This window comes from Echinicola rosea, assembly GCF_005281475.1.
Lineage (GTDB): Bacteria > Bacteroidota > Bacteroidia > Cytophagales > Cyclobacteriaceae > Echinicola > Echinicola rosea.
Genome location: NZ_CP040106.1, coordinates 5,132,876 through 5,153,142 on the forward strand (window position 1 = coordinate 5,132,876; position 20,267 = coordinate 5,153,142).

15 protein-coding genes are annotated in these 20,267 nt (G+C 42.8%); 6 read left to right on the top strand and 9 right to left on the bottom strand.

What is annotated here, in order from left to right:
• Nucleotides 1-22: 22 nt before the first annotated feature.
• Entirely contained in the window at nt 23-1,633 is a 1,611-nt protein-coding gene (locus tag FDP09_RS19975; protein ID WP_137404345.1) for a TlpA family protein disulfide reductase, read from the bottom strand.
• 958 nt (nt 1,634-2,591) lie between these two features.
• Between FDP09_RS19975 and FDP09_RS19980 the strand changes: the two genes are divergently transcribed.
• Entirely contained in the window at nt 2,592-2,927 is a 336-nt protein-coding gene (locus FDP09_RS19980; RefSeq protein WP_137404346.1) for a hypothetical protein, read from the top strand.
• Between the two features lie 122 nt (nt 2,928-3,049).
• On the opposite strand, the gene FDP09_RS19985 is transcribed toward FDP09_RS19980, so the two are convergent.
• A complete protein-coding gene (locus tag FDP09_RS19985; RefSeq protein WP_137404347.1) occupies nt 3,050-4,315 on the bottom strand; it encodes a hypothetical protein in 1,266 nt (421 codons plus the stop codon).
• Nucleotides 4,316-4,317: 2 nt separating this feature from the next.
• Nucleotides 4,318-5,340, bottom strand: a complete 1,023-nt coding sequence (locus FDP09_RS19990) for a nucleoid-associated protein (RefSeq protein ID WP_137404348.1) — start codon at nt 5,338-5,340, stop codon at nt 4,318-4,320.
• A 591-nt stretch (nt 5,341-5,931) separates the two neighbouring features.
• Between FDP09_RS19990 and FDP09_RS19995 the strand changes: the two genes are divergently transcribed.
• A complete protein-coding gene (locus tag FDP09_RS19995) occupies nt 5,932-11,763 on the top strand; it encodes a DUF3320 domain-containing protein (protein ID WP_137404349.1) in 5,832 nt (1,943 codons plus the stop codon).
• 124 nt (nt 11,764-11,887) lie between these two features.
• Here FDP09_RS19995 and FDP09_RS20000 read toward each other — a convergent pair whose 3' ends face one another.
• Complete coding sequence (locus FDP09_RS20000; protein WP_137404350.1) at nt 11,888-12,793, bottom strand: ArdC family protein; 906 nt, start codon at nt 12,791-12,793, stop codon at nt 11,888-11,890.
• A gap of 224 nt (nt 12,794-13,017) precedes the next feature.
• Here FDP09_RS20000 and FDP09_RS24055 point away from each other — a divergent pair, with 224 nt between their 5' ends.
• From FDP09_RS24055 to FDP09_RS20010, 3 genes are read left to right on the top strand one after another with little or no spacing between them, the layout of a single operon-like run.
• On the top strand, nt 13,018-13,155 hold the full coding sequence (locus FDP09_RS24055) for a hypothetical protein (RefSeq protein ID WP_229683477.1): 138 nt from the start codon (nt 13,018-13,020) through the stop codon (nt 13,153-13,155).
• Nucleotides 13,156-13,170: 15 nt separating this feature from the next.
• Nucleotides 13,171-13,590, top strand: a complete 420-nt coding sequence (locus FDP09_RS20005) for a zeta toxin family protein (protein WP_262710671.1) — start codon at nt 13,171-13,173, stop codon at nt 13,588-13,590.
• Entirely contained in the window at nt 13,580-13,765 is a 186-nt protein-coding gene (locus FDP09_RS20010; protein WP_137404351.1) for a hypothetical protein, read from the top strand. The genes FDP09_RS20005 and FDP09_RS20010 overlap by 11 nt, the downstream gene beginning before the upstream one ends.
• On the opposite strand, the gene mobC is transcribed toward FDP09_RS20010, so the two are convergent.
• From mobC to FDP09_RS20030, 4 genes are read right to left on the bottom strand one after another with little or no spacing between them, the layout of a single operon-like run.
• Nucleotides 13,766-15,748: a conjugal transfer protein MobC gene (mobC, locus tag FDP09_RS20015; RefSeq protein WP_137404352.1), complete on the bottom strand. Its 1,983-nt coding sequence runs from the start codon at nt 15,746-15,748 to the stop codon at nt 13,766-13,768.
• Nucleotides 15,748-17,007 (bottom strand): relaxase/mobilization nuclease domain-containing protein, encoded by a 1,260-nt coding sequence (locus FDP09_RS20020; protein ID WP_187328724.1) that lies wholly within the window; start codon nt 17,005-17,007, stop codon nt 15,748-15,750. The genes mobC and FDP09_RS20020 overlap by 1 nt, the downstream gene beginning before the upstream one ends.
• Nucleotides 17,008-17,021: 14 nt before the next feature.
• Nucleotides 17,022-17,402 (bottom strand): plasmid mobilization protein, encoded by a 381-nt coding sequence (locus tag FDP09_RS20025; protein ID WP_137404354.1) that lies wholly within the window; start codon nt 17,400-17,402, stop codon nt 17,022-17,024.
• Between the two features lie 6 nt (nt 17,403-17,408).
• Nucleotides 17,409-17,624 carry a hypothetical protein gene (locus FDP09_RS20030; protein ID WP_137404355.1) on the bottom strand — a complete coding sequence of 72 codons (216 nt, stop codon included), beginning with the start codon at nt 17,622-17,624 and terminating at the stop codon, nt 17,409-17,411.
• Nucleotides 17,625-17,699: 75 nt separating this feature from the next.
• On the opposite strand from FDP09_RS20030, the gene FDP09_RS20035 reads away from it, so the two are divergent.
• Nucleotides 17,700-18,197, top strand: coding sequence for a hypothetical protein (locus tag FDP09_RS20035; RefSeq protein WP_137404356.1), 498 nt, complete (start codon nt 17,700-17,702; stop codon nt 18,195-18,197).
• 572 nt (nt 18,198-18,769) lie between these two features.
• Here the strand turns inward: FDP09_RS20035 and FDP09_RS20040 are convergent.
• Nucleotides 18,770-19,993 carry a transposase gene (locus FDP09_RS20040; protein WP_222840300.1) on the bottom strand — a complete coding sequence of 408 codons (1,224 nt, stop codon included), beginning with the start codon at nt 19,991-19,993 and terminating at the stop codon, nt 18,770-18,772.
• Nucleotides 19,994-20,267 lie beyond the last annotated feature (274 nt).

The following is a 20,267-nucleotide window of genomic DNA, read 5'->3' on the forward strand; positions in this document are numbered from 1 at the left end:
GTGTTCTTGGTTTAAATGGTAATTATCGATGGGCCATGGTATTTTCACTTTTATGGCTATCAATGGCCGAAATGATATTGCCTACCTGTTCACCGTAGGTCCTGCCAAAGCTGCCAAAGCGGATAATTTCTCCTTCCGGCGAAAGCAGGATAACATAGGGCGAACTCCTGATCTCATAGAAATCCATCCAGGATTTTCCTTTTGCCCCTGCCCAGAGGTTTTCAAGTCCCTTGTTGGTATAAATCCCCTCTTGGATACTCTGCTTCCATCGTATGGGGTCCTTGTCAAAGGAGATGGACAGGATGGAAAGGTCCACGCCGTCCCTGTCCTCCAGTTCCTTTATGACTTCCTCATGGTATTTACCGCTTGCCCCACAGCCGGAAAACCAAAAGTACAGCAGCTTGTATTGCCCACTGGCCCCCAATAGGGGCACCTCTTTGCCGTTTGGACCGATCATGTCAACATCCCTGATCTTCCGGCCTTCTCCCAGCTTTTCGGTCAAGGCTACCAGACGTTCCTTCCATGGACTGGCCTCCACCTCTTCAAGTGCCGCTTGCAGGGCGGACTCCCTGTTGGGCAACCTTTTATAGTATTGGGATACATAAGCGGCCATCAGCCTGTCCTTGAAAGCTCCCGAATGCAGCTTGCGCACCGTGCTGTTAAAGGAAGTTTCCGTTACCAGGGCCCTGGTAATACAGTATTCCAACTGGTATGCGAGATAGCCCATCGACAGGTTGGCCACCTCGATATCCACTTCATCCAGCGGGATTTCCTCCAAATGGTCGGTAAACAGGGAAACCAGTTCGGCTTTGGGAATGTCTCCGGGATAGCTGAAAAAGGTCTTGCGGAACTGGGCCAGCTTGCCCAGGTAATAATGGCCGATCAGGTCAGCTTTCAACATTTCAAACTCCAACGGTGAAAGCTCCTTTTCGTAATGGTGCAGGACCTTCCAGGCAGGATCACTTTGCCAGCCTGCCCTGATACCGGCAAAAAGTTTATCAAGTGTTTCCCGCCTGTTTTCCACAAAGACAACTTTTCCCCCAAACTCACGGTTGGCCGTTTCGAACACCCTTCGGTTGTCGCCATCGGAAAGCAGCTCTTCCTTTTTAGGTGTGTTGAACACCAGGGGCCGGTCGAATTCAACAGCCTTTCGGGCAAGGTCCATGTCCCGCCTGACCCGGTAGCGCAATGCATCGGGACCAGCAAAAAGGATATGGTTTTCCTCCCGGTCAACTTTGATCTTCACACTGTCCCCGGGAAAGACCAGGTAATCCTCCAACAATTTGCGGTCTCCTACCTGCAACTTGAGGTATCCTGGATGGACAATCGGATCAATCTTGAACCGGAATTTGTAGGTATGTTCTGCGGCAATCCCATCATAAAATTCACCGGAAACGGGCAGGGTATCCATTATAACAGGATTGGGTACAATGGGCCTGGAATGGAGGTAATCTTCCATGACGGTCAGCTCCACATTTTCGGGACCGTCCACGGAAACCAACTCCCCGTAAACCACCACCGGGGCACCAGCAGGCACCTTCCCGGTGGCAGGGGGTGAGGCAACTTGGCTATAGGATCTGCTTCCCAAAAGGCATAGCAATGCCAGGAAGCATAAATAAGTTCTTATTTTCATGCTTTATTAGGGTTGTGTAGAAAGGATGAGCTGACGTAATTTGCAAAGCGGAATTCCAGGACGACTGTGGCCATCCTTTGTTTGGCATCTCTCTTCGACGCTATCTGGCAGTAGTCAGAACCACTCTGGGAGTCACCTTTGACAGCATTTCGATAAGGATGTCCTAATTGCCAATATAGCATTCCACAGCAGTGGAAAAAGACAGTTATCGAACTGGATCAATGCAAAAGGTGGATAATCCATAATTCTTTTGTGCTCCAACTTTCTACGGGGTGTAAGAAATTGATTATTTGCTGCTTTACTTCCGGTATCCCGGGCGACCGGATAAGTCATCAGCAACGTGTAGCTACCCCAAGGGCAGCCAAAAATCACTTGCCGAAAAGCAGACAAGGATAAAGTGGGATAATAACGGACAGGATTGACAGCAGATCAAACCGTCCACCTTTATAGGTTAGGTTAAATAGGATTCTTGGGTTTTCTACGAAAGACGATATCGTAAGCAGTTACCTCTCCTTGAGTTTCTAATAAAGTATTATTAGACAATAAATAGTTTGACAATTTTCCAAAATTATAGAAGGAAGAAGCCTTAACTTTTAAATATGTTCTGGAAAAATTGTCCATAATGTCCCTTTATCATTATGAGCCAGCTATACAAATAAGGGCAGACATCTCCCTACATTGTCTAAAGTCGCATGGTCTGACAAACCACTATCTAAAAGAGATAGCCCTGAACTATAGACATAAGGAGTGCCCACCCTATATTTTTACAAATATAAGAATGCGGGGCAACTCACTTACGCTCGCTCAGGAATAAACTGTCAGGTTTTGCGGCGAGGCTCGTTAAATCACCTTAATTCAATTCCAAATCAATATTTATCTATACAAATGCAATGTATAAAAAAATAGACAATTACGCTATACCGTAACACATTTTATTTATCATTTTTTTTCTTTCATCATGGAAAAGGAAGATATTGACTTAATCAAAGTAAAGTTATGCCTTATAGTTTACAACTGTCTCTATAACAACAAATTACTTTATAGGACGCAAAAGGATCTTGCTGTATATAATGAAAGTTCATTAGCAAGTGAATTGGGGGTCAGAAAAGCAACAGTTACAGACATTCTATATTGTAAATCTCTTCCGAACACTAAAACTATTTTTCTGATTCTGAAAGCCTTCAAGCTAAGCTTCTCAGATTTTGCAACGATGTTTGACAAAATAACAGATAAAGAGGCTATCAGTCATAAAAAGTATATATCACAAAGAATGGATAAACTTAAAAACCTCTAATTTCTTCGAATTTTTCACTGGGCTAGTGTTTACACTGAAAGCGGGCAAGAGATTCCGGAAATCAACTGCCCCAAAGGTTCGGGAAGTATTCCGGAGGTCATTGGGCCATATTTGTAGATTTTTTAATTAAGGTCCGGTTCTTCTTCTTTAAAAACCCAAGGTTGGACTGTGAAAATCAGCAAAAGTAAAACGGCCAAAAAAAAAATAATACTTTGAGTAGCATTAAAAACTTCAAATGTTGAACCGCCAAATATTAATCCTATAAACAGCCATAGAGAAATATAAAAGGATTTCAATCTAATTTGAATTTGCCTAGATCTATTAGTTATCCAAGATTTGGTTTCTTCAAAATGTAATATTTCGTCACCATGATTTTTGAAAAAGTCATTTTGGGACAGAGCTTCAAAATCTTTATTGACAATTTTCTGTACCCTAATCAAATCTGAAAAATAAATGCTTAAAAACGACGTTAAGAATCCTCCGAATACTACCAAGGCAAGATTGACTATTAAAATCGCACTAAAATTCCCCTCTAATCGGTAAATTGCGAAAGCAACACCGGCTAATGATATAGGTATAGCTAAAACTTGTCCTGTTAACCTCCCTAATATTGTACTTTGCTCTTCAAAATATTTCTTTTTGTATTCATCATACTCTTCTTTAATTTTTGATATTGACAATTCATTTAAATAAACCTCAAAATTTAAATTGGCTTCTGTTAAAATTGCAGGAATTCTCTTAAATATATCTTCGAAATTCCGAATTTCATATTTATTAATTGTATCTAAAAGTGATTTTTTGAAAAAAGTCTTATAATTTTTATTTTTTTCATCAAAAACTTCCCTTATCCTATCAAAATCAAATGATGTAATATCAACAGGAACATCTTTTAATACAATTCCTTTATCTTGATACTTTATTTTAAAAGGTTTATTATATGAAGGGGAAATTAGTACTAGTTCTCGTTTTGACTTATCAATATAATCTACAATCCCTATATCAATAGAGTTAAGATCAAAAAAACAATTTAATGACTCAAAGTATTTCTTAGTTGCTACTATATCATTTTCTTTTATTTGGTCTGTTGAAATGGCTAATTTTTCGGTCTCTTTTTCATAACTACACACCAATTTTTGTTGTTCTTCATGAAGCAAGTAAAAATCATTCTGAAAGGTCTTACCAGATAATTTCAAATTAAATTCTTCAAACGAAAAAAAAACTGTAAAAGGTAAAGAATTCTTATCTAGTAAATAAACACCATTTGAATATTCAAAACCGTAATCCTCAGAAACGTCTGGCTTAAGTTCGAAACTTATTATTTCATTTTCTAAATCATATGAAAATTGATTTTCATCAGCAAAAATCCTTTCAAAAACCTGTTTAGACATTGTTAATTATCCTTACTTATCAAATTCAATTTATCCAGTTTATTTCTAAGAGGTTTGTATTCAATAATGATTTTATCGTCTTCCTCAATTCTTACTCGACCAGAATTTACATCACCTAAAGAAAATCCCACTTTTAATTTTCCTGATTTTATTTCATACTTCTTAAGGTAATTGATTTTAGAGGTAGCCTTAAATTCGTTGCTAATATCTAAATTATTTTCCTCTACTATATCAACCAAATATTCCGGATTTCCCCAAAACCTATCTCCTATTTCATTTAATCTAACAACTTTACCATTTCCTTCGATAAATTTAAATACCTCTTCTCTAAAAGAATCTATTTCATATTTCTGAGAAGTCTCATTATTTATAGGCAATTCAACTATTTTAATTAGCTTTAAAAATGATTCCGTATAGATATTATTTTTTTCTACAAGCTTTGCACCGATCCAATTTTCACCAAAATAATTAGAGACCGTTCCTGTATTTGGTTGGGCTAAATTTAAATAACGATCATTCTTTTTCTCAAAGTCTTGTAATGATATTTTAGCCGCCATAGCAAGTTTTTCGGTATTAATTACCATCGTTTTATTGACAGTAAATTTTCCATCTTCTCTTTTGTTAAAAATCACTCCTTCAGTGTCTCTAACAAGAAATATTCCTACGTAGGTATTAGAATCATTTAATGAATACTCTGTATAAACAAAATACCCTCCCGTAGCAAATGGGACACCTTGGATGATTTTCACCATTTCTTTAATAGTTTCCATCGAAAATCTAAAAAACTGCCCATCTGTTTTTGAGCATACATAATTCCCGAATTCATTTTGGAATATGTAAGTAAAACTATCGTCGAATTCAGTTCTAACTACACGTTCATCTCGCTTAAAGCCTTTATTAAGCTTTTCAACTAAATCTTCTATATTTTGGTTTATTCTATTCAATGAATCAGAATATGTCGGCCTGGCCTCATTAATATTCTTTTCTTTTCCGATCTCGTGAATAACAAATTTGTATACTTTCATTAAATATTAATTTCGGTTAATTTATTGCTAATATTTTGTTACATTTTATCCCGAAAATCAGGTAATATCTCTACCTGGAAAAGTACAGTATCGGTTGCTGGCTTTTATAAATCGGATGAAATCCATATTGGTTCAGAATCCTTTTTACAGTAGATATTCACACCTGTTTTTAATGGAACCAATCAAGAATAGTGAAAAAAATAAGATAAACGGGAAAGTAAATTGTAAGGATAAAGGCAATAAATTCATTATTACAGAGGTTAGTAGTGAGTTCGTGTTTTTTGAGCAATATGCTAAGTTAATAAATCAGTCCCTTATAAAAAATACCCAATTTAGGGTATTTTTATTGCGCAAATAATATTTTATATTTGCACTTAAAACTTTCTTTTATTTACTTAATGTTTCGTTTATTTTTCATTTATCTATCATGGATAAATGTAATATACCAAACTTTCTTTTGCTACTTAAACTACCCAAAAGGAACATAACAAAGCCTTACTGGATCAGAACGTTTAATTGCCTAGCTATTTATTAAAACTACTTCAGTTTTCATTAGACTATACTATATCCTCTACACATTTTCATTTCGCAATGCTTTCAACAGATATTCAACTTAAAGTAGAAGTAAACCACCTTCCCGGACTGAACTATGCGCTTTATCAAAACCATGTCCCGGTAATCACAAATCTTCTGATCACAAATAATTCACTTATTGAATTAGAAGATTTGAAGCTGTCTATCATCCCATCAGATGAATTTGCAGACCCTTATGACTCCGAGATAGATGTCATCCAAGCGGAATCCGAGTTGGACATCACTGAGGTCAGAATAAGGTTGGATGGGAAATTTTTCGCTTCTTTGACCGAGAAAATAAGAGAAACATGGTGGGTGAAGATCACAATAGGTGAAGAAGTCCTGTTCGAACATAAATATGATATCGAACTTTTTGCATTGGATCAGTGGCTGGGCGGTTCGGTTTTGCCCGAGATGCTGAGTTCCTTTGTACTGCCCAATATTCCGGAACTTAATGCCATCACCCATTCTGCTGCCAGTTATTTAAAAAAATGGTCGGATTCATCTGCTTTTGACGAATACCAATCCCATAATCCTAACAGGGTCAAAACACAGATGGCGTCCATTTATGCAGCCATTAAAACACAGAATATTTTATACAATATAGCTCCTGCCAGTTTTGGGAAAATGGGGCAACGGATTCGCCTCGCAGATAGTTTACTGACCAACCGAATCGGAAATTGTCTGGATATGTCCCTGCTCTACGCTGCTGCATTAGAAAATGTTGGCCTAAATCCCATTATTGTTCTGATAGAGGGACATGCATTTGTAGGAGCTTGGCTGATCAATGAAACGTTTCCTGATTCGGTAAATGATGACCCATCCCTGCTCACCAAACGAATGGCTGCTGGAATTGATGAAATATTGCTATTGGAAGCGACCTGCATGAATGAAGGAAATCAATTTACATTTGACCAGGCTGTAGAAAGCGTCAATACCCACTTTCAAGACTTGGGGAAATTCAATTATTTCGTTGATGTCAAACGTAGTCGCTCTTCCGAAATCTATCCTCTTCCCCAAAGAAAGTTTAATGATAACGGACTCGATTTAATTGAAGACACATCTTTCCAACCCAAAGAAATCGATTATACCGCTCCAAAAGAAATCAAAGCTGGCCCCAGGATACAACATGTAGAACATATCGATCATGGTAAGCAAAAACTTTGGGAACGAAAACTGCTCGACCTTAGCCTTCGTAACAATTTACTCAATTTAAGGCTGACAAGATCTTCTGTACAGTTTATCGACGTACCAATAGGAGAACTTGAAGATGCCCTCTTTGAAGGACAGGAATTTCAGATATTACATAAACCCAAGGACTGGGAAAATTCGCTTCGCGACGAAGGTATCTACCGGGCATATTCATCGAACTCGCCATTGGCTGAGCTGGTCAATAAGGAGTTCGCACAAAAAAGGCTGAGAGCTTATCTTTCAGAAGATGAACTGCACCATAGGCTAACCTACCTGTACCGTAATGCCCGACACTCCATGGAGGAAAATGGGGCGAACACGCTTTATTTAGCGGTAGGACTTTTAAGATGGTATGAGAGTAACCGTAGTGAAAGGCCCCGCTTTGCCCCAATTTTATTGATCCCCGTGGAAATTATTCGAAGATCCGCAAGAGTGGGATATATCATCCGTGGAAGAGAGGAAGAGACCGTTATGAACATTACACTGCTGGAAAAACTTCGACAGGATTTCCAGTTAAGCATTTCCGGATTGGATAAGCTTCCACAGGATGAATCTGGAGTGGATGTACAAGCGATATTTAGTATTTTGAGGCAGGCCATCATGAATATGCCAAGATGGGATATTGAGGAGCAGTTCTTTTTAGGCACCTTTTCGTTCAACAAATTTATTCTTTGGAATGATATCCATTCTCATACAGAATACCTTAAAAAGAACCCGGTTGTAAGAGGGTTGTTAGAAGGTAAACTGGATAATGCTTTGGAGGTTTTGGAGTTGGATAATTTGGACACTCATTATAAACCGTCGGATGTACTTTTACCTATAGCAGCAGACAGTTCCCAACTTGAAGCTGTCTGTGCATCTATGGAAGGAAATAGTTTTATTTTACATGGTCCTCCCGGCACGGGAAAATCCCAAACCATCACTAATATTATAGCCAATGCACTATATCAAGGTAAAAGAGTCTTGTTCGTAGCTGAAAAGATGGCCGCTCTTTCCGTGGTTTATTCAAGGCTTCAAAGCATTGGTCTTCATCCCTTTTGTTTAGAGCTTCATTCAAATAAGGCTAGAAAAGCTGAAGTTCTTGCCCAGTTAAAGCGATCAACAGAAATTACACGAGGAAAATCTCCTGAAGATTTTGAATTGGAATCAAATAAAATCAATATTCTAAAAAATGAAATAGACACTGTTTATAAAAAACTTCACCGAAAGGAGTATCATGGTTTCACTCTGTTTGAAGTCCTATCTAATTTTATTAAATATGAAAATATTCCAGGTCATTTCGTAGCAGAGGATAAATTTGTCGATGAATTGACCAAAGAAGGTATTTCATCTTTTGAAGATTTTATACAACAACTTGAAAAAGCGGCCATCATTGCTGAAGGCCCAACCAAAGAACATCCATTATTTGGTATTCAACTTAATAATTATTCCCCCACAACCCGGGATGAACTCAAAGAACTTTTTTCTGATGCCATTGAAAGTAGATCAGCACTTGTTAAGGACGTAAAAAGTCTCATTAGTTATTTGGGGTTTGAACCTACCTTAGGCAATAAGGAAAAGCAAAACCTAATTAGGATAGCTGATTTACTTTTACAACTTCCTGATTTGCCCGATACGTTCTTTGACATAGATGATTTCAAATCCTTTCAAAAGCAACTTAACCCGCTTTTGGAATTAGCTATGGAAAATAATCAGGTACGAGAAGACTTCAAAAACAACTTTGAAACCTCAGTATTTGAGATAGGAGCGGGTGATTTTCTCAGAACATGGAAGATCAAATCACAGGAATGGTTTATTCCCAAGTTTTTTGGTCAGAGGAAAATTAAGATTTATCTGCAGTCCTATTCCGATGGCAGGAAAATAAGCAGCGAAGATGTTCCCCAATTATTAAACCAAATAAAAGCGTTTCAGGAAAGAGATAATACTCTTAAGGAGCATACCCCTTTCCTTGAAACTTTCTGTAAAGGCTATTCTTTACAAGTTAACCAGGATATTGAAACCCTTATTGAAGGAGGAGACCTTTTTATAAAATTAGAAGAAAATCTTGTAGCTATAACTAGTGAAGAGGCAGTTGCTGTAAGAACACGAAAAAGGTTGAAGTCTCTTCTGAAAACACAAAATTTTAAAGAGCTATTAACCTCAGCTATTCGAGCAGCAAAAGAAGACCAAGAAAAAATTAACCAAGTTCAGAAAAAAATTGGTAGGGAGATACCATTCAATCTTCATTTGGATGAGGATGAAGGAATATCACTCATAAGAAATTGGCAAACCAATATAGATAAACTAAAAGAATGGCATGCATGGACTGTCATAAAGGGAAAAGCTGATCGATATTATTTAGGTAAAGCAATTGATGAATTGGAGTCAGGAGATATTCCCCATGAGACCATCAGTAAGTCAATTTTAAAGGGAGTATTTCACGCCATGGCACTAAGGTCGCTTCAGGAAAGCCCAGAACTTTCAGTATTTTCAGGTGAAGCATTTGATGCCAGGATAGAGGAATTCAAAAGACTGAATACCAAATTTTCATTTCTAACTAAAGAAGTCCTGTTTTCTCATCTCGCGGCAAAAATGCCTGATTTTAGTAGGGAAAGCTCATCCAACTCAGAAACCGGGATATTACAACGTGCGATAAGAAGCAATGGCAGAGGGCAAAGTATAAGGCAGCTCTTTAAACAAGTCCCCCACTTATTGCCCAGAATCACCCCATGTATGTTGATGAGCCCTATCTCGGTGGCCCAATATGTGGAAATCCAGCAAGATCCTTTTGATTTGGTCATATTTGATGAAGCTTCTCAAATACCGACCTGTGAAGCAGTAGGCACTATCGCAAGAGGTAAACAGTTGATCGTGGTGGGAGATCCTAAACAAATGCCTCCGACCAACTTTTTTTCATCCATGCACTTTGATGATGAAGATCAGAATGAAGATTTGGAAAGTATTTTGGACGACTGTGAGGCACTAAGTGTGCCAAGTAAGCAATTGAGATGGCACTATCGCTCAAAGCATGAGAGCCTGATTTCTTTTAGTAATGTAAAGTTTTATGAAAATTCTCTATTTACTTTTCCTTCCCCTGATGATCTTGCTTCCCGTGTGAAAATGGTACATGTCGACGGGATTTATGATAGAGGGAAGACCCGGCAAAACAAAGCGGAAGCGTTAGCCATTGTCAATGAAATTGAAAAGAGGCTTCAAGTCCCCAAAGGGGAACGGAAAAGCTTAGGGGTTGTGACATTTAGTTCAGCCCAGCAAACATTGATTGAGGATTTACTTATGGAGCGTTTCCGGGAAAAGCCTGAACTGGAAGAGCTTGCCATTCAATTTAATGAACCCTATTTTATTAAAAATCTTGAGAATGTTCAGGGAGATGAACGGGACATCATATTGTTCTCAGTTTGTTATGGACCGGATCAAGCAGGATATGTAGCACTTAACTTTGGGCCACTAAACAGGGATGGTGGCTGGAGAAGGCTTAATGTAGCAGTATCTAGAGCCAGATATGAAATGATTATTTTTTCTACATTAAAAGCGGACCAGATAAATCTAAACAGATCGAAAGCAGAAGGTGTGGCCGGTCTAAAAGCCTTCTTGGGCTTTGCCGAAAAGGGCAGGATTTCGCTTCCCGCTAAATCCAATAAATCCTTTCAAGGAAAGGGAAGTCCGTTGGCCGGTTCTGTTGCGAGTTACCTAAGAAATCATGGATACGATGTGGATATTTCAGTTGGAGCATCGGGTTTTAAAGTAGATGTAGCAGTGGTAAACCCTGAAAATAGCCAGGAATATATTTTAGGGATCGTTCTGGATGCCAAGGCGCATAAAAGTTCAAAAAGCTCGATTGATAGGCTTCTAGTCCAACAGAATGTGCTGGAATTATTGGGTTGGAATATTCATAAAGTCTGGTCATTAGAATGGTGGGAATTTCCAGTAAGGGAAGGAAATAAAATTATGGCTTTGCTGAATGACTTGATGGATAGAAAAGCTGCTACTTTATCTACTCCTCAAGAATCCTCTGCCATTAAATCTTATTCAAATGATTATATTGAGGCAGCCAATTCCACTCAAAAATTAGTCGAGCATGATGATGTTCCAGCAGTTGATTTGTCTGTGTACAAAAAATCAAATTTGGCAAAATCACCTTACTCGCAATCTGAAGAATTTTTAGATTATGGGAATACCTTTAAAATTATAGGACAACTGAAAGAAATTGTAGAAACTGAAGCTCCTATTTTAAAATCATTACTCGGAAGACGGATTTTAGAAATCTGGGGAATATCAAGAATGGGCGGAAGGCTTCAGGTTAGGTTCGATCAGTTAATTGAGGCAGCAAAACTTAAATTCACAATTGATAATAGTGAAGATTACTGCTTTTGGAAAGAAAATCAGGATCCGGAGAAATATTCAGATTTTAGAGTATATGCCGAGGATGGTACAAAAAGAAATGCTGATGAACTTCCTATAGTTGAAGTATTAAACGCAGTTGAGAAAGTCTTAAATCAACAGATAAGTCTTCCTGAAATGGATTTAGTTAGGGAAACAGCTAAGGTATTTGGATACGCCAGAACCGGATCAATTGTATTAGAGAGAATGAAGCTGGGGATATCTCTGTTGATAGAAGCCGGCAGAGCTAAAATTGAAAATGACAGAATTATTCTAATTTAAATTTAGGTAACTTATATCCTTTTTAAATCCCTTAAGTGTAGCCTCTTTAAAGGATTTAATAGTTGCTGCCCCTTGGCTATTTATCATTATCGCATGAACAAAAAGGGGCTTCCCCCCTTTTTGTTCATGACATTTTCCCGGTCAGGTAATCCACCGCTTTCTGTGCCTTTCCGGCAGCTTCCACCAACAGCCGCTTGTCGTTTTTAAGCTGGCCAAGCCAATGCTGGATATAGGCAGAGGAATTCTCCTGTTGGGCTTCCTCCCAGATACCGCATAGATTGCCCAGGTAACTGGCCCCCATTTCGGCGGTCAGTTCTTCCTTACTGTATAAACCTGCATCCTTGGACGAAGTATCCCAAAGCTCCTTTCGGTTTAGCCTTTTCTGGTGTCCGCTAGAATGGACCAGTTCGTGGTAGAGCGTCTGGTAATAATGCGGTTCACTTCTGAACAGCTCCTTTTTGGGCATATTGATATAATCCTTTGCCGGGTGGTAATAGGCCTGTGCCTCCCCGTGCCTGATTTCGGGAAGGTCCGGGACATTTTCCAACAGTTCTTCGCAGGCTTTGATCGGATGGAAAGGTTTTCTCCTGTCAATTTCAGGAAAATCCCATTCCACTCCTTCCACATCGTCTATGTTGAACACATTGTAATACTTCAGAAAGGCGCGCCTGTCCACCAGGCCTTTAGGAAGTTTCTTGGCTTCTTCCTCGGACAGCTTTTTACCGGTTTCTTTGTGGTGGTAGACAAAATTCCAATATACGACAGGAATGGATTTGGCTCCTTTCCTGATCTTCCCTCCCAGGCTCTCGGCCTGTTTGAAGGTGAGGTAATACGGATGGGCATGCCCACAGCTGAGCAATAACCAAAGGTTGATGTCCTTGTAGACCTTGCCTGATTGGAAGTTTTTGGGCAGCCCCAATACCGACCAGGGCTGTTTCCATGGGACGATACCCTTTTCAAGGCTGGTCATGATCCTTTCGTTGACGATCTGGTAAACATCTTTACGGGAATTTTTTCTTTGTCGCTTCATAATAATATCGTTTTAAAGTGAATGATTTTAATTATGAAGCATCCCCAGGCTGCAGGGGACATTAAAGGCAAGGAGGATCGGAATAAACAAACGGGGGAATAGCAATGGCTTTATGCCGGAAATCCTTGCCCTATATGGGAACTGGCTGCCTAACTTTGCTGGGTAATTGAATAAGAAATAAAAAATAGGCCTCTTTAATCCTTCATCGCTTATATTTACATTGAATGAAAAAATTATATGTCATAGCGGGATGTAATGGAGCTGGAAAAACAACGGCTTCCTATACTATTCTTCCTGAAATATTGGATTGTAAGGAATATGTAAACGCCGATGAAATCGCCAAAGGGCTATCCCCTTTTTGACCTGAAAAAGCCAGTATACAGGCTGGAAAATTAATGCTTACCCGGATCAAAAAACTGGTCGATGAAGGGGAAAGTTTTGCTTTCGAAACAACCCTTTCCACAAGGAGCTACACCAAATTGATCAACGAGGCCAAGGAAAAAGGATTTCAGGTATATTTGCTTTTCTTTTGGTTACATTCCCCCCAATTGGCTGTTGAACGGGTGAGGATAAGGGTACTGGAGGGAGGACACCATATCCCTTATGATGTTATCCTCAGGAGGTATAAAAATGGGTTAAAGAATTTTTTCAACCTATATTTGTCCATTGTCGACCAATGGATACTAATCAACAATTCAGGTGAACCTTATGAAATCATTGCCAAAAACTCTGAAGGTGGACTTGCCGTTAATGATATTAGGATATGGAATACGCTTAAGCAAAAATATGATGAATAAAACTGACGATACATTAGATAAAATTGTACAAGGACTGGAAGAGACCTATAAAAAAATGGTTGAATTCAAGAAGCAAAAGAACAGTCCGTTGGTAGTATACAAGAATGGAAAAATTGTGGAACTGAGCCCATTCGAGGCCAATCCTACAACCAAATACCACCATAAATCGAAATAGTTATTTTTTCTGGATAATAAATTTAGCCAGCCCCGGGCTGTCCATCATCCTTTCGAGTTCAGACTCGACAAGTTCGTTGATCTCCGCCTTGATCTTTTTATAGTTATCCATTACTTCTTTCTCTCCCAATTCCCTGCAGGCAGGAATATCCCGGTACTCTTCCTCTTCCCTTTTTAGCCCTTCATGGTCATTGATGATCCTGGCATGGAAGCCTTTCAGTTCCATCGGCTGGTCGGGTGTATCGGCTACCAGTCCCACAAACTCCCCAGATGATAGTGAGGCTATGGTGGACTGGGGCACGGCAAGGTCCAGTTGGGTGGAATGGCTGATAGAAGTATCGTTGGAGTTGACCGAGCGGCTTTGCCTCTGCTGCCTGATCTTTCCAAAACGGTCGGACAACTGCTTTGCCGTATCGCCAAGCACCTGTCCAGAAATGATATTGCCTACCGTGTTCATCACGACCTCTGCCTGTTCTTTTCCATAGTCTTTTTTAAGTTGGCTATAGTCCTGTACGCCCAGGCAGGTGGCCACCTTGTTGCTCCTGGCCGTGGCGATCAGGTTGTCGATGCCGTTAAAGTAGATGGTGGGAAACTCATCGAAGATGAGGCTGGACTTGAGCTTCCCCTTTTGGTTGACCAGCTTGGTGATCCTGGAAATGTAGAGGGACAGCACTGCCCCGTACACCTGCTGCTTTTGCGGGTTGTTGCCCATACAGACGATCTTGGGCTTTTCCGGGTTGTTGATGTCCAGGGTAAACTCACTTTCGGAAAGCACATAGTACAGCTGTGGCGATGAAAGGCGGGCCATGGTGATCTTGGCACTGGCGATCTGCCCTTCGAGCTGGTCAGTCGCTCCTTGCATATATGCCGAGACAAAGGGGTTGATAAGTACCTCTATCTCAGGTTCACAGCGCAGCACCGAAAAGAGCTTGTCATAATCGGTCTGCATCATTTCAATGACATGCGGAAGCGTACAGTATTTCCCCTTTTGGTAGCGCTTTAAATACCAGATCACCGCGGTGAGAAAGTTGATGGGAGACTCCACAAAAAAGTCCCCCTGCTTTTTGATCCACTCACGGTTGAGGCCCATCATAATGGTCCGGGAGGATTCACTGGCATCGGTGATATCCAGCATGGTGGACGGCTCCAGCGGATTGCAGCGGTGGCTGCGTGACAGGTCATCAAAGTTGATGGTATGGAATTTTGGCAAGACCTTATAGGCTCCTTTGTTTTTTAGCAGCGCATTATAGGCAATCCGTGAAAGGTCATCGTACTTGAAATCATAGACAAACATGGAAAAGCCCTTTTGGATGTGCTGGGTAATGACATGGCGGATCACGAAATAGCTCTTGCCGGAGCCCGGTGTGCCCAGTACCAAAAGGGCACGGAAGGGGTTTATGATATTGATCCAGCTTTTCCGCACTTTCCGTTTGAGCCGGTAGCTTGCCGGCAGGTTGACCGAGTACTCGTTGGCCAACTTTCGCTCTTCTTGCGGGAAGGTCTCGTTCTCGTGGTTGAACACGTCTTTGTTCCCCTGGTCCTTCAGGTAGCGGGAAAGCCTCCCTCCTCCCAAAAGCACCAACAGGTAGCCCGTTGCCAATGATCCGGCATAAACATATTCTGCCACCAGGGCATTGGTCATCGTGTCTTTCAAGGATGGCGGGGCCATCAAAAGCAGGCTGCCGGTCACCATGGCCACCAATGCCGGAAACCACTGGGCATGGACATCCTTTTTGCCCTTTGTCCCAAGCAGGCTGACCAGGAGCAGACCAAGCGACAGCCCCTTGGCATAAAGGGGGATCCCCAAAAAGGGAAGCTTGGATAGGTTTTTCAGGAAGGTATCCCAAAGCGGTTGCACCAGCCCCCAGCTATCAAACAGCACGGGGAGCTGCAAGTAGCAATGGACCAGCAGGATGCCCATGCTGGCTTTCCTGGTCATGTCAAGGATCTGGCGCAAGGCCTGTAGGTTTTCCCCGGTAGCCATTATCTGTTCAGTTTACGTCTTTTCTTCTTTTTGCGCTGGAACGGATCGGCCAATTCCTGTGCTTCCGGTCTTAAAAGGTCCTGGATGAAGGAGAGAAAGTGCTGCAAGGCCGGCACATTGCCTACCGGCCAAACGGGGATTTCCCTGTCCTTTCCCCCGGTCCTAGGTGACTGTTGGTCTTGGTAGTACTTCGGTTTTGGCAGGGCAACGGGTGTTTCATCTTTTAAAACGGTTCCCTTTAAAGCCTGCACTGTTTTCTTGCCGCTCCATTCTCTGGAAAGTTCGGAAGCCTTGAATGCCGTCCTGTTGACATGGTCGATGAAGGTGAGGCCGAACACCTCTCCTGTTTTGCTGTAATGAAAATGTGCGGCAAGCCCCTGCCTTTTCAGTGCCTGTTGAAAGTGTCCCATGCCTTTTCCGGCGGATTGCCGTAGGATTGCTTCCACGGATTTCCTCATTACGGGGACAAGCCTTTGTTTGGCAGGCCCGTTCCGCTCCATCCTTTTTTGCAGTCTGGCCATAGTGGGCCGGGCATAAAAGGCACTGGCCTTGATGGGCACTCCTATCCTGTTGCCTTTTTCGTCCAAAATACTGTAGGCAAGTCCCTTGTTTGCCTTCATCCTGCTTCCCTCCCCTCCCTGGATCACAGCGATATTGAACTGCCCGAGGAGGGCACTGAATTCCCCCAAGGAGGTATAGCTATAGGTGCGCATGACTTCGGTGATGATATTGGCCATGGCCGCCTTGCTTTCCCTTTTCCCGTACACTACCGGTTCCAACGGTTCCATACGCAACCTTTGCTCCTGTTGCCCTTCGGCTTTTACCAATCCCAATTCCTGCTCCAGTTCCTTTCTTGCCTTTTCGGACTTGAGTTTGCCCAGGTTATGGGTCTCGATCCGCTTGCCATCCCCGGTGATATTGGTGCTGACAATATGGACATGCATATGGGCACTATCGTGATGCCGGTAGACCAAAAATGGCTGTGCTCCAAAGCCGATACGCTCCATATATTGCTGGGCGATGTAGCGCAGTTGGTGTTCGTCCAACTGGTCCTTTGGTGAAAAGTTCAGCGAAATATGAAAGGCATTGAGTTTTGCCCGTGGGTTCTGATCGGTAAAGAACCGGAACCTCTGGTGCTTTTCCCTTATGGATGCATCCTTCCCTTGGGAGCCGAAGCCATGGGCCGAAAGAACAGTTGCCTTTCCTTCCTTCACCTTATCCTCATTGTAACAGAGCAGTCCCAGGATATTTCTTCCCATGGTGATTTTGGCTATCATCTTGGAAAATGCTGCTTGACCAATTTTTCGAGAGCATCCACCTTTTTGCCGACCTGTGCCAGTTGTCGTTCCAGTGTTTTGACCAGTGCTTTTTTTCGCAAGGGATCATCCAGGCTGTTGAAATGCCTGGTCACCTGGTTGATGTTGACGCCTATGGCGTGGAGCTCCCGCTGAACGGACTGCATCCTGTCCAAAAGCAGGTCGAAGGTTTCATCATGGGTCTTGCAGATGATGGCCTTGCCCGAGAGGATATCCCTGATCAGCGAACTCATGGTAGGGTTCCGGGATTTGGACAGCAGGTCCAGCAATTGCCGGTACCTTTCCACCGATATCCTTGATTCCACCAGTTGGAGTGTGGTCTTTCTTCTCTTGGACATCGGCCTTCAGTTTTCAAGGTTGTACAACCAATCCTGCGCCGCTTCCTTCCAGTTGTGGACCGGCATGCCGTTTTCGGTATGCCAGCCCAGGGATTGGTAGTAATAATAGAATACCTCGGCCTCTGCTACCGGTATTGCAAATTCAGAAAAAAAGGATTTGATGTCTTCGAGTTTGGGAGGAACGACATGTCCAAATCCCAGGGTTGGTTGAAAATCATTCATGGCTTTTTCATTTTTGGTGAGCTGCCAAATTGAAAAAGCCCATGGACAAATTTTCACCAGTGTAACCCCAGTAGGGTGAAAAACCTTTTGCAGTCCTTCTCCGTTAAGTTCTCCTTTGACCCAATGGAAAACACTGCAAACCTGATCGACCGGAAAAACAACATGGTGGCCGAACTGATGGGCCGTATCCGGGCCACTGAAAACCCTTTGGAAAAGCCTGTGATAATCGCTTCGCTGGTCAGGAATTTCAGGGACGAGAGGATATTCCCCTTTTTATGTGAAATGCTCAATGACAGGGACCAGGTGGAGATCCACGGTTTCCTCATCGGTGCCTGTTCGGAATATTCATTGGAAACCTGCCGTGATAAGATGTCCTTTTTCCTGGACCTGTTGGCAAACGGGACCTACGAAGCTTCCCTGGCCGCTGCCGGACTTTTGCTCCATCTCATGGATACCTATAAACTGGACGGCGACACCTTGGACAAGCTGAACCAAAACATATCGCGGCATTTGGATCCCGTCTCGATGGACCGTTCCCTGCGGCATGACCTCAATGACATCAATGGCGGTTAACGGATATTCACCATTGGGGTGGTAAACTTATATTATCATTCCAACACCAAATCCTCCCATGACCGGTACCCTCCATTTTTTCCACTTGGATGCCCCTTTATAACGCTAAGCCATAAAGGTCAAGGGGGCCGGGCCCGGGAGGCCTTTACCTGCCCTTGACCGTTTGGCTTGGCGGAATAGTTTTGCAGGAAGGGGGAAGTAAATGGCAGGGCTGATCGCTGGACTTCTTTTCCGAAAAGTCCTTTGTGCCCACTTTTACAAGGGTACCTTCCTGAATGGTTTACGCCCATCCAAAGGCTGCGAGTCCCGAGCACCTTTCCATCCGACTTGGGAGGCTAAAAGAGGGTTTTGTATACAAAACTACATCTTGCTGGCCGCAGGATCGCGGCCCCGGATTGGGGCAAACTGTCCTCCGTTTAACCTATTAAAATGTTGAAATCTCAAAATCCCAAGCTCAGTTATCCAGGTTCCACACCCACTTGTTGGCGGTCATCACTCAGTCCCATAGCGGACTTCCCGACTCGCTCTTCCAATCCAGTCCCTGGTAGTATAAGTAGGGCCTGCTGAAAAACTCAGCATGAACAGGGTATAAGAACCGGCCTGAAATTCCGCTCAGGCCGGTTTTTATCAACCAGGTCGTCCAAGAAGCTATTTTCCCGGTCTATAATGGTCATTCCCAGGGCATTCCATGCTGAAAAACTCCGGCACAACAGTGCCCGCCCGGCCAATCTGACCAGGTTGAGCACCAAGATGATAGAGGCAATCCATGATTGGCTGGTATTCCTGAGCCTTGCCCTGATCCGGTCCATCCCATAACCGTTCTTGGCCTGCCCGAACTTGCCCTCTATCGGATTCCTTTCCCCCGGCCTTACGTGGTCTTCCACTGCCCGGGCCGAGGGCCGGCCCAGGAGCTTGGCCGACAGCTTGATCCCCTTGGATTTAAGCCATTTCCGGTTTTCCCGGCTGCAGTACAGTTTATCGGCCAAAACCTTGGCAGGATAAAAGCCAAAGCGCTTCCGGTAGTTCTCCACATAATCGGCCAGGTGGCAGCCTTCATGGTAGGCGTCCCAGGAAATGGTGTCCAAAAAGGCATATCCGTCTACCAGCAAAAGGTGGATCTTCGCCCCAAACTCGGTTTTGTTCCGGGCCTTGCCCCGGACTATCGGGCGGACATGGGGCTGGTGGATACTCACGATCCGGTCCTCCACACTCCTCGACCGGTTATCGAACATCTCCTTCTGCTGGAGGTACAGTGTCTGGATGATCCAATAATACCGCTGCCATTTATGGGGCAGGGGAAATATTTTGAACCTGTCCAGTTGGCCTTCTATGGTTTTCAGGTTACGCCTGAGGTATTGGAGCTGGGACTTGATGCCCTTTCGGATCGTTTTACGGCCCGGGTTCCGGTTTTGGGCCACTTTAAGGTAGTCCTTACGGGCCTTCTTACGATAGGTTCGCGGCTTCTTGCCCTCCGGAAGCTTTTTGTGGAGCAGATCAATGATCGACTCGCTCTTCAGGCGGGCATCATTGAGCAGGTTCAGATCGATGGGGTAGGCAATGTCCTGCAGACAGGCCGTGGCATCAATCAGCAGTTCCCCCTTATGGGGGCCGTCCCCGTCATCGTCAGCCCCGTCGCCATTCATGTCCCGGACCGGTACCGGTGAGCTGTAGGCCAGTACCCTGGCATTCATCTCGGCGATCAGTTCATCTCCCATCCGTTTGCGGATCTCCACAAAAAGGGAGGGGTCAAAAGGAGGTTCCGGGCTGTAGGAACTGTAGCCCAGAAAGTACTGCATATACATGTGATATAAATGTACTGCAGGGCCGCCATCAACGCGGCCAGGTGGCTGCGTGTCTTGGTGGGGATCTTCACTTCTTCTATCGGGGTACATCCCAGGCTGAGCTGGGCTTCGAATCGTGGGCGCATATTTGTTGACAAAGAATTATTTTGGTCCGAACCTGAAAACCTGAATCGCTTTATATGGCCCAAAATAAGCCTTTTTGACCTTTTGACATAATTCCCCCCTTTAGATTCAAAATAAAATCCACAACAAAACCAGCCCTGGGATT

What these genes read in the sequence shown, in the direction of transcription:
- FDP09_RS19975 (WP_137404345.1), bottom strand. Translation starts at nt 1,633, where the DNA reads ATGAAAATAAGAACTTATTTATGCTTCCTGGCATTGCTATGCCTTTTG.
- FDP09_RS19980 (WP_137404346.1), top strand. Translation starts at nt 2,592, where the DNA reads ATGGAAAAGGAAGATATTGACTTAATCAAAGTAAAGTTATGCCTTATA.
- FDP09_RS19985 (WP_137404347.1), bottom strand. Translation starts at nt 4,315, where the DNA reads ATGTCTAAACAGGTTTTTGAAAGGATTTTTGCTGATGAAAATCAATTT.
- FDP09_RS19990 (WP_137404348.1), bottom strand. Translation starts at nt 5,340, where the DNA reads ATGAAAGTATACAAATTTGTTATTCACGAGATCGGAAAAGAAAAGAAT.
- FDP09_RS19995 (WP_137404349.1), top strand. Translation starts at nt 5,932, where the DNA reads ATGCTTTCAACAGATATTCAACTTAAAGTAGAAGTAAACCACCTTCCC.
- FDP09_RS20000 (WP_137404350.1), bottom strand. Translation starts at nt 12,793, where the DNA reads ATGAAGCGACAAAGAAAAAATTCCCGTAAAGATGTTTACCAGATCGTC.
- FDP09_RS24055 (WP_229683477.1), top strand. Translation starts at nt 13,018, where the DNA reads ATGAAAAAATTATATGTCATAGCGGGATGTAATGGAGCTGGAAAAACA.
- FDP09_RS20010 (WP_137404351.1), top strand. Translation starts at nt 13,580, where the DNA reads ATGATGAATAAAACTGACGATACATTAGATAAAATTGTACAAGGACTG.
- mobC (WP_137404352.1), bottom strand. Translation starts at nt 15,748, where the DNA reads ATGGCTACCGGGGAAAACCTACAGGCCTTGCGCCAGATCCTTGACATG.
- FDP09_RS20020 (WP_187328724.1), bottom strand. Translation starts at nt 17,007, where the DNA reads ATGGGAAGAAATATCCTGGGACTGCTCTGTTACAATGAGGATAAGGTG.
- FDP09_RS20025 (WP_137404354.1), bottom strand. Translation starts at nt 17,402, where the DNA reads ATGTCCAAGAGAAGAAAGACCACACTCCAACTGGTGGAATCAAGGATA.
- FDP09_RS20030 (WP_137404355.1), bottom strand. Translation starts at nt 17,624, where the DNA reads ATGAATGATTTTCAACCAACCCTGGGATTTGGACATGTCGTTCCTCCC.
- FDP09_RS20040 (WP_222840300.1), bottom strand. Translation starts at nt 19,993, where the DNA reads ATGCAGTACTTTCTGGGCTACAGTTCCTACAGCCCGGAACCTCCTTTT.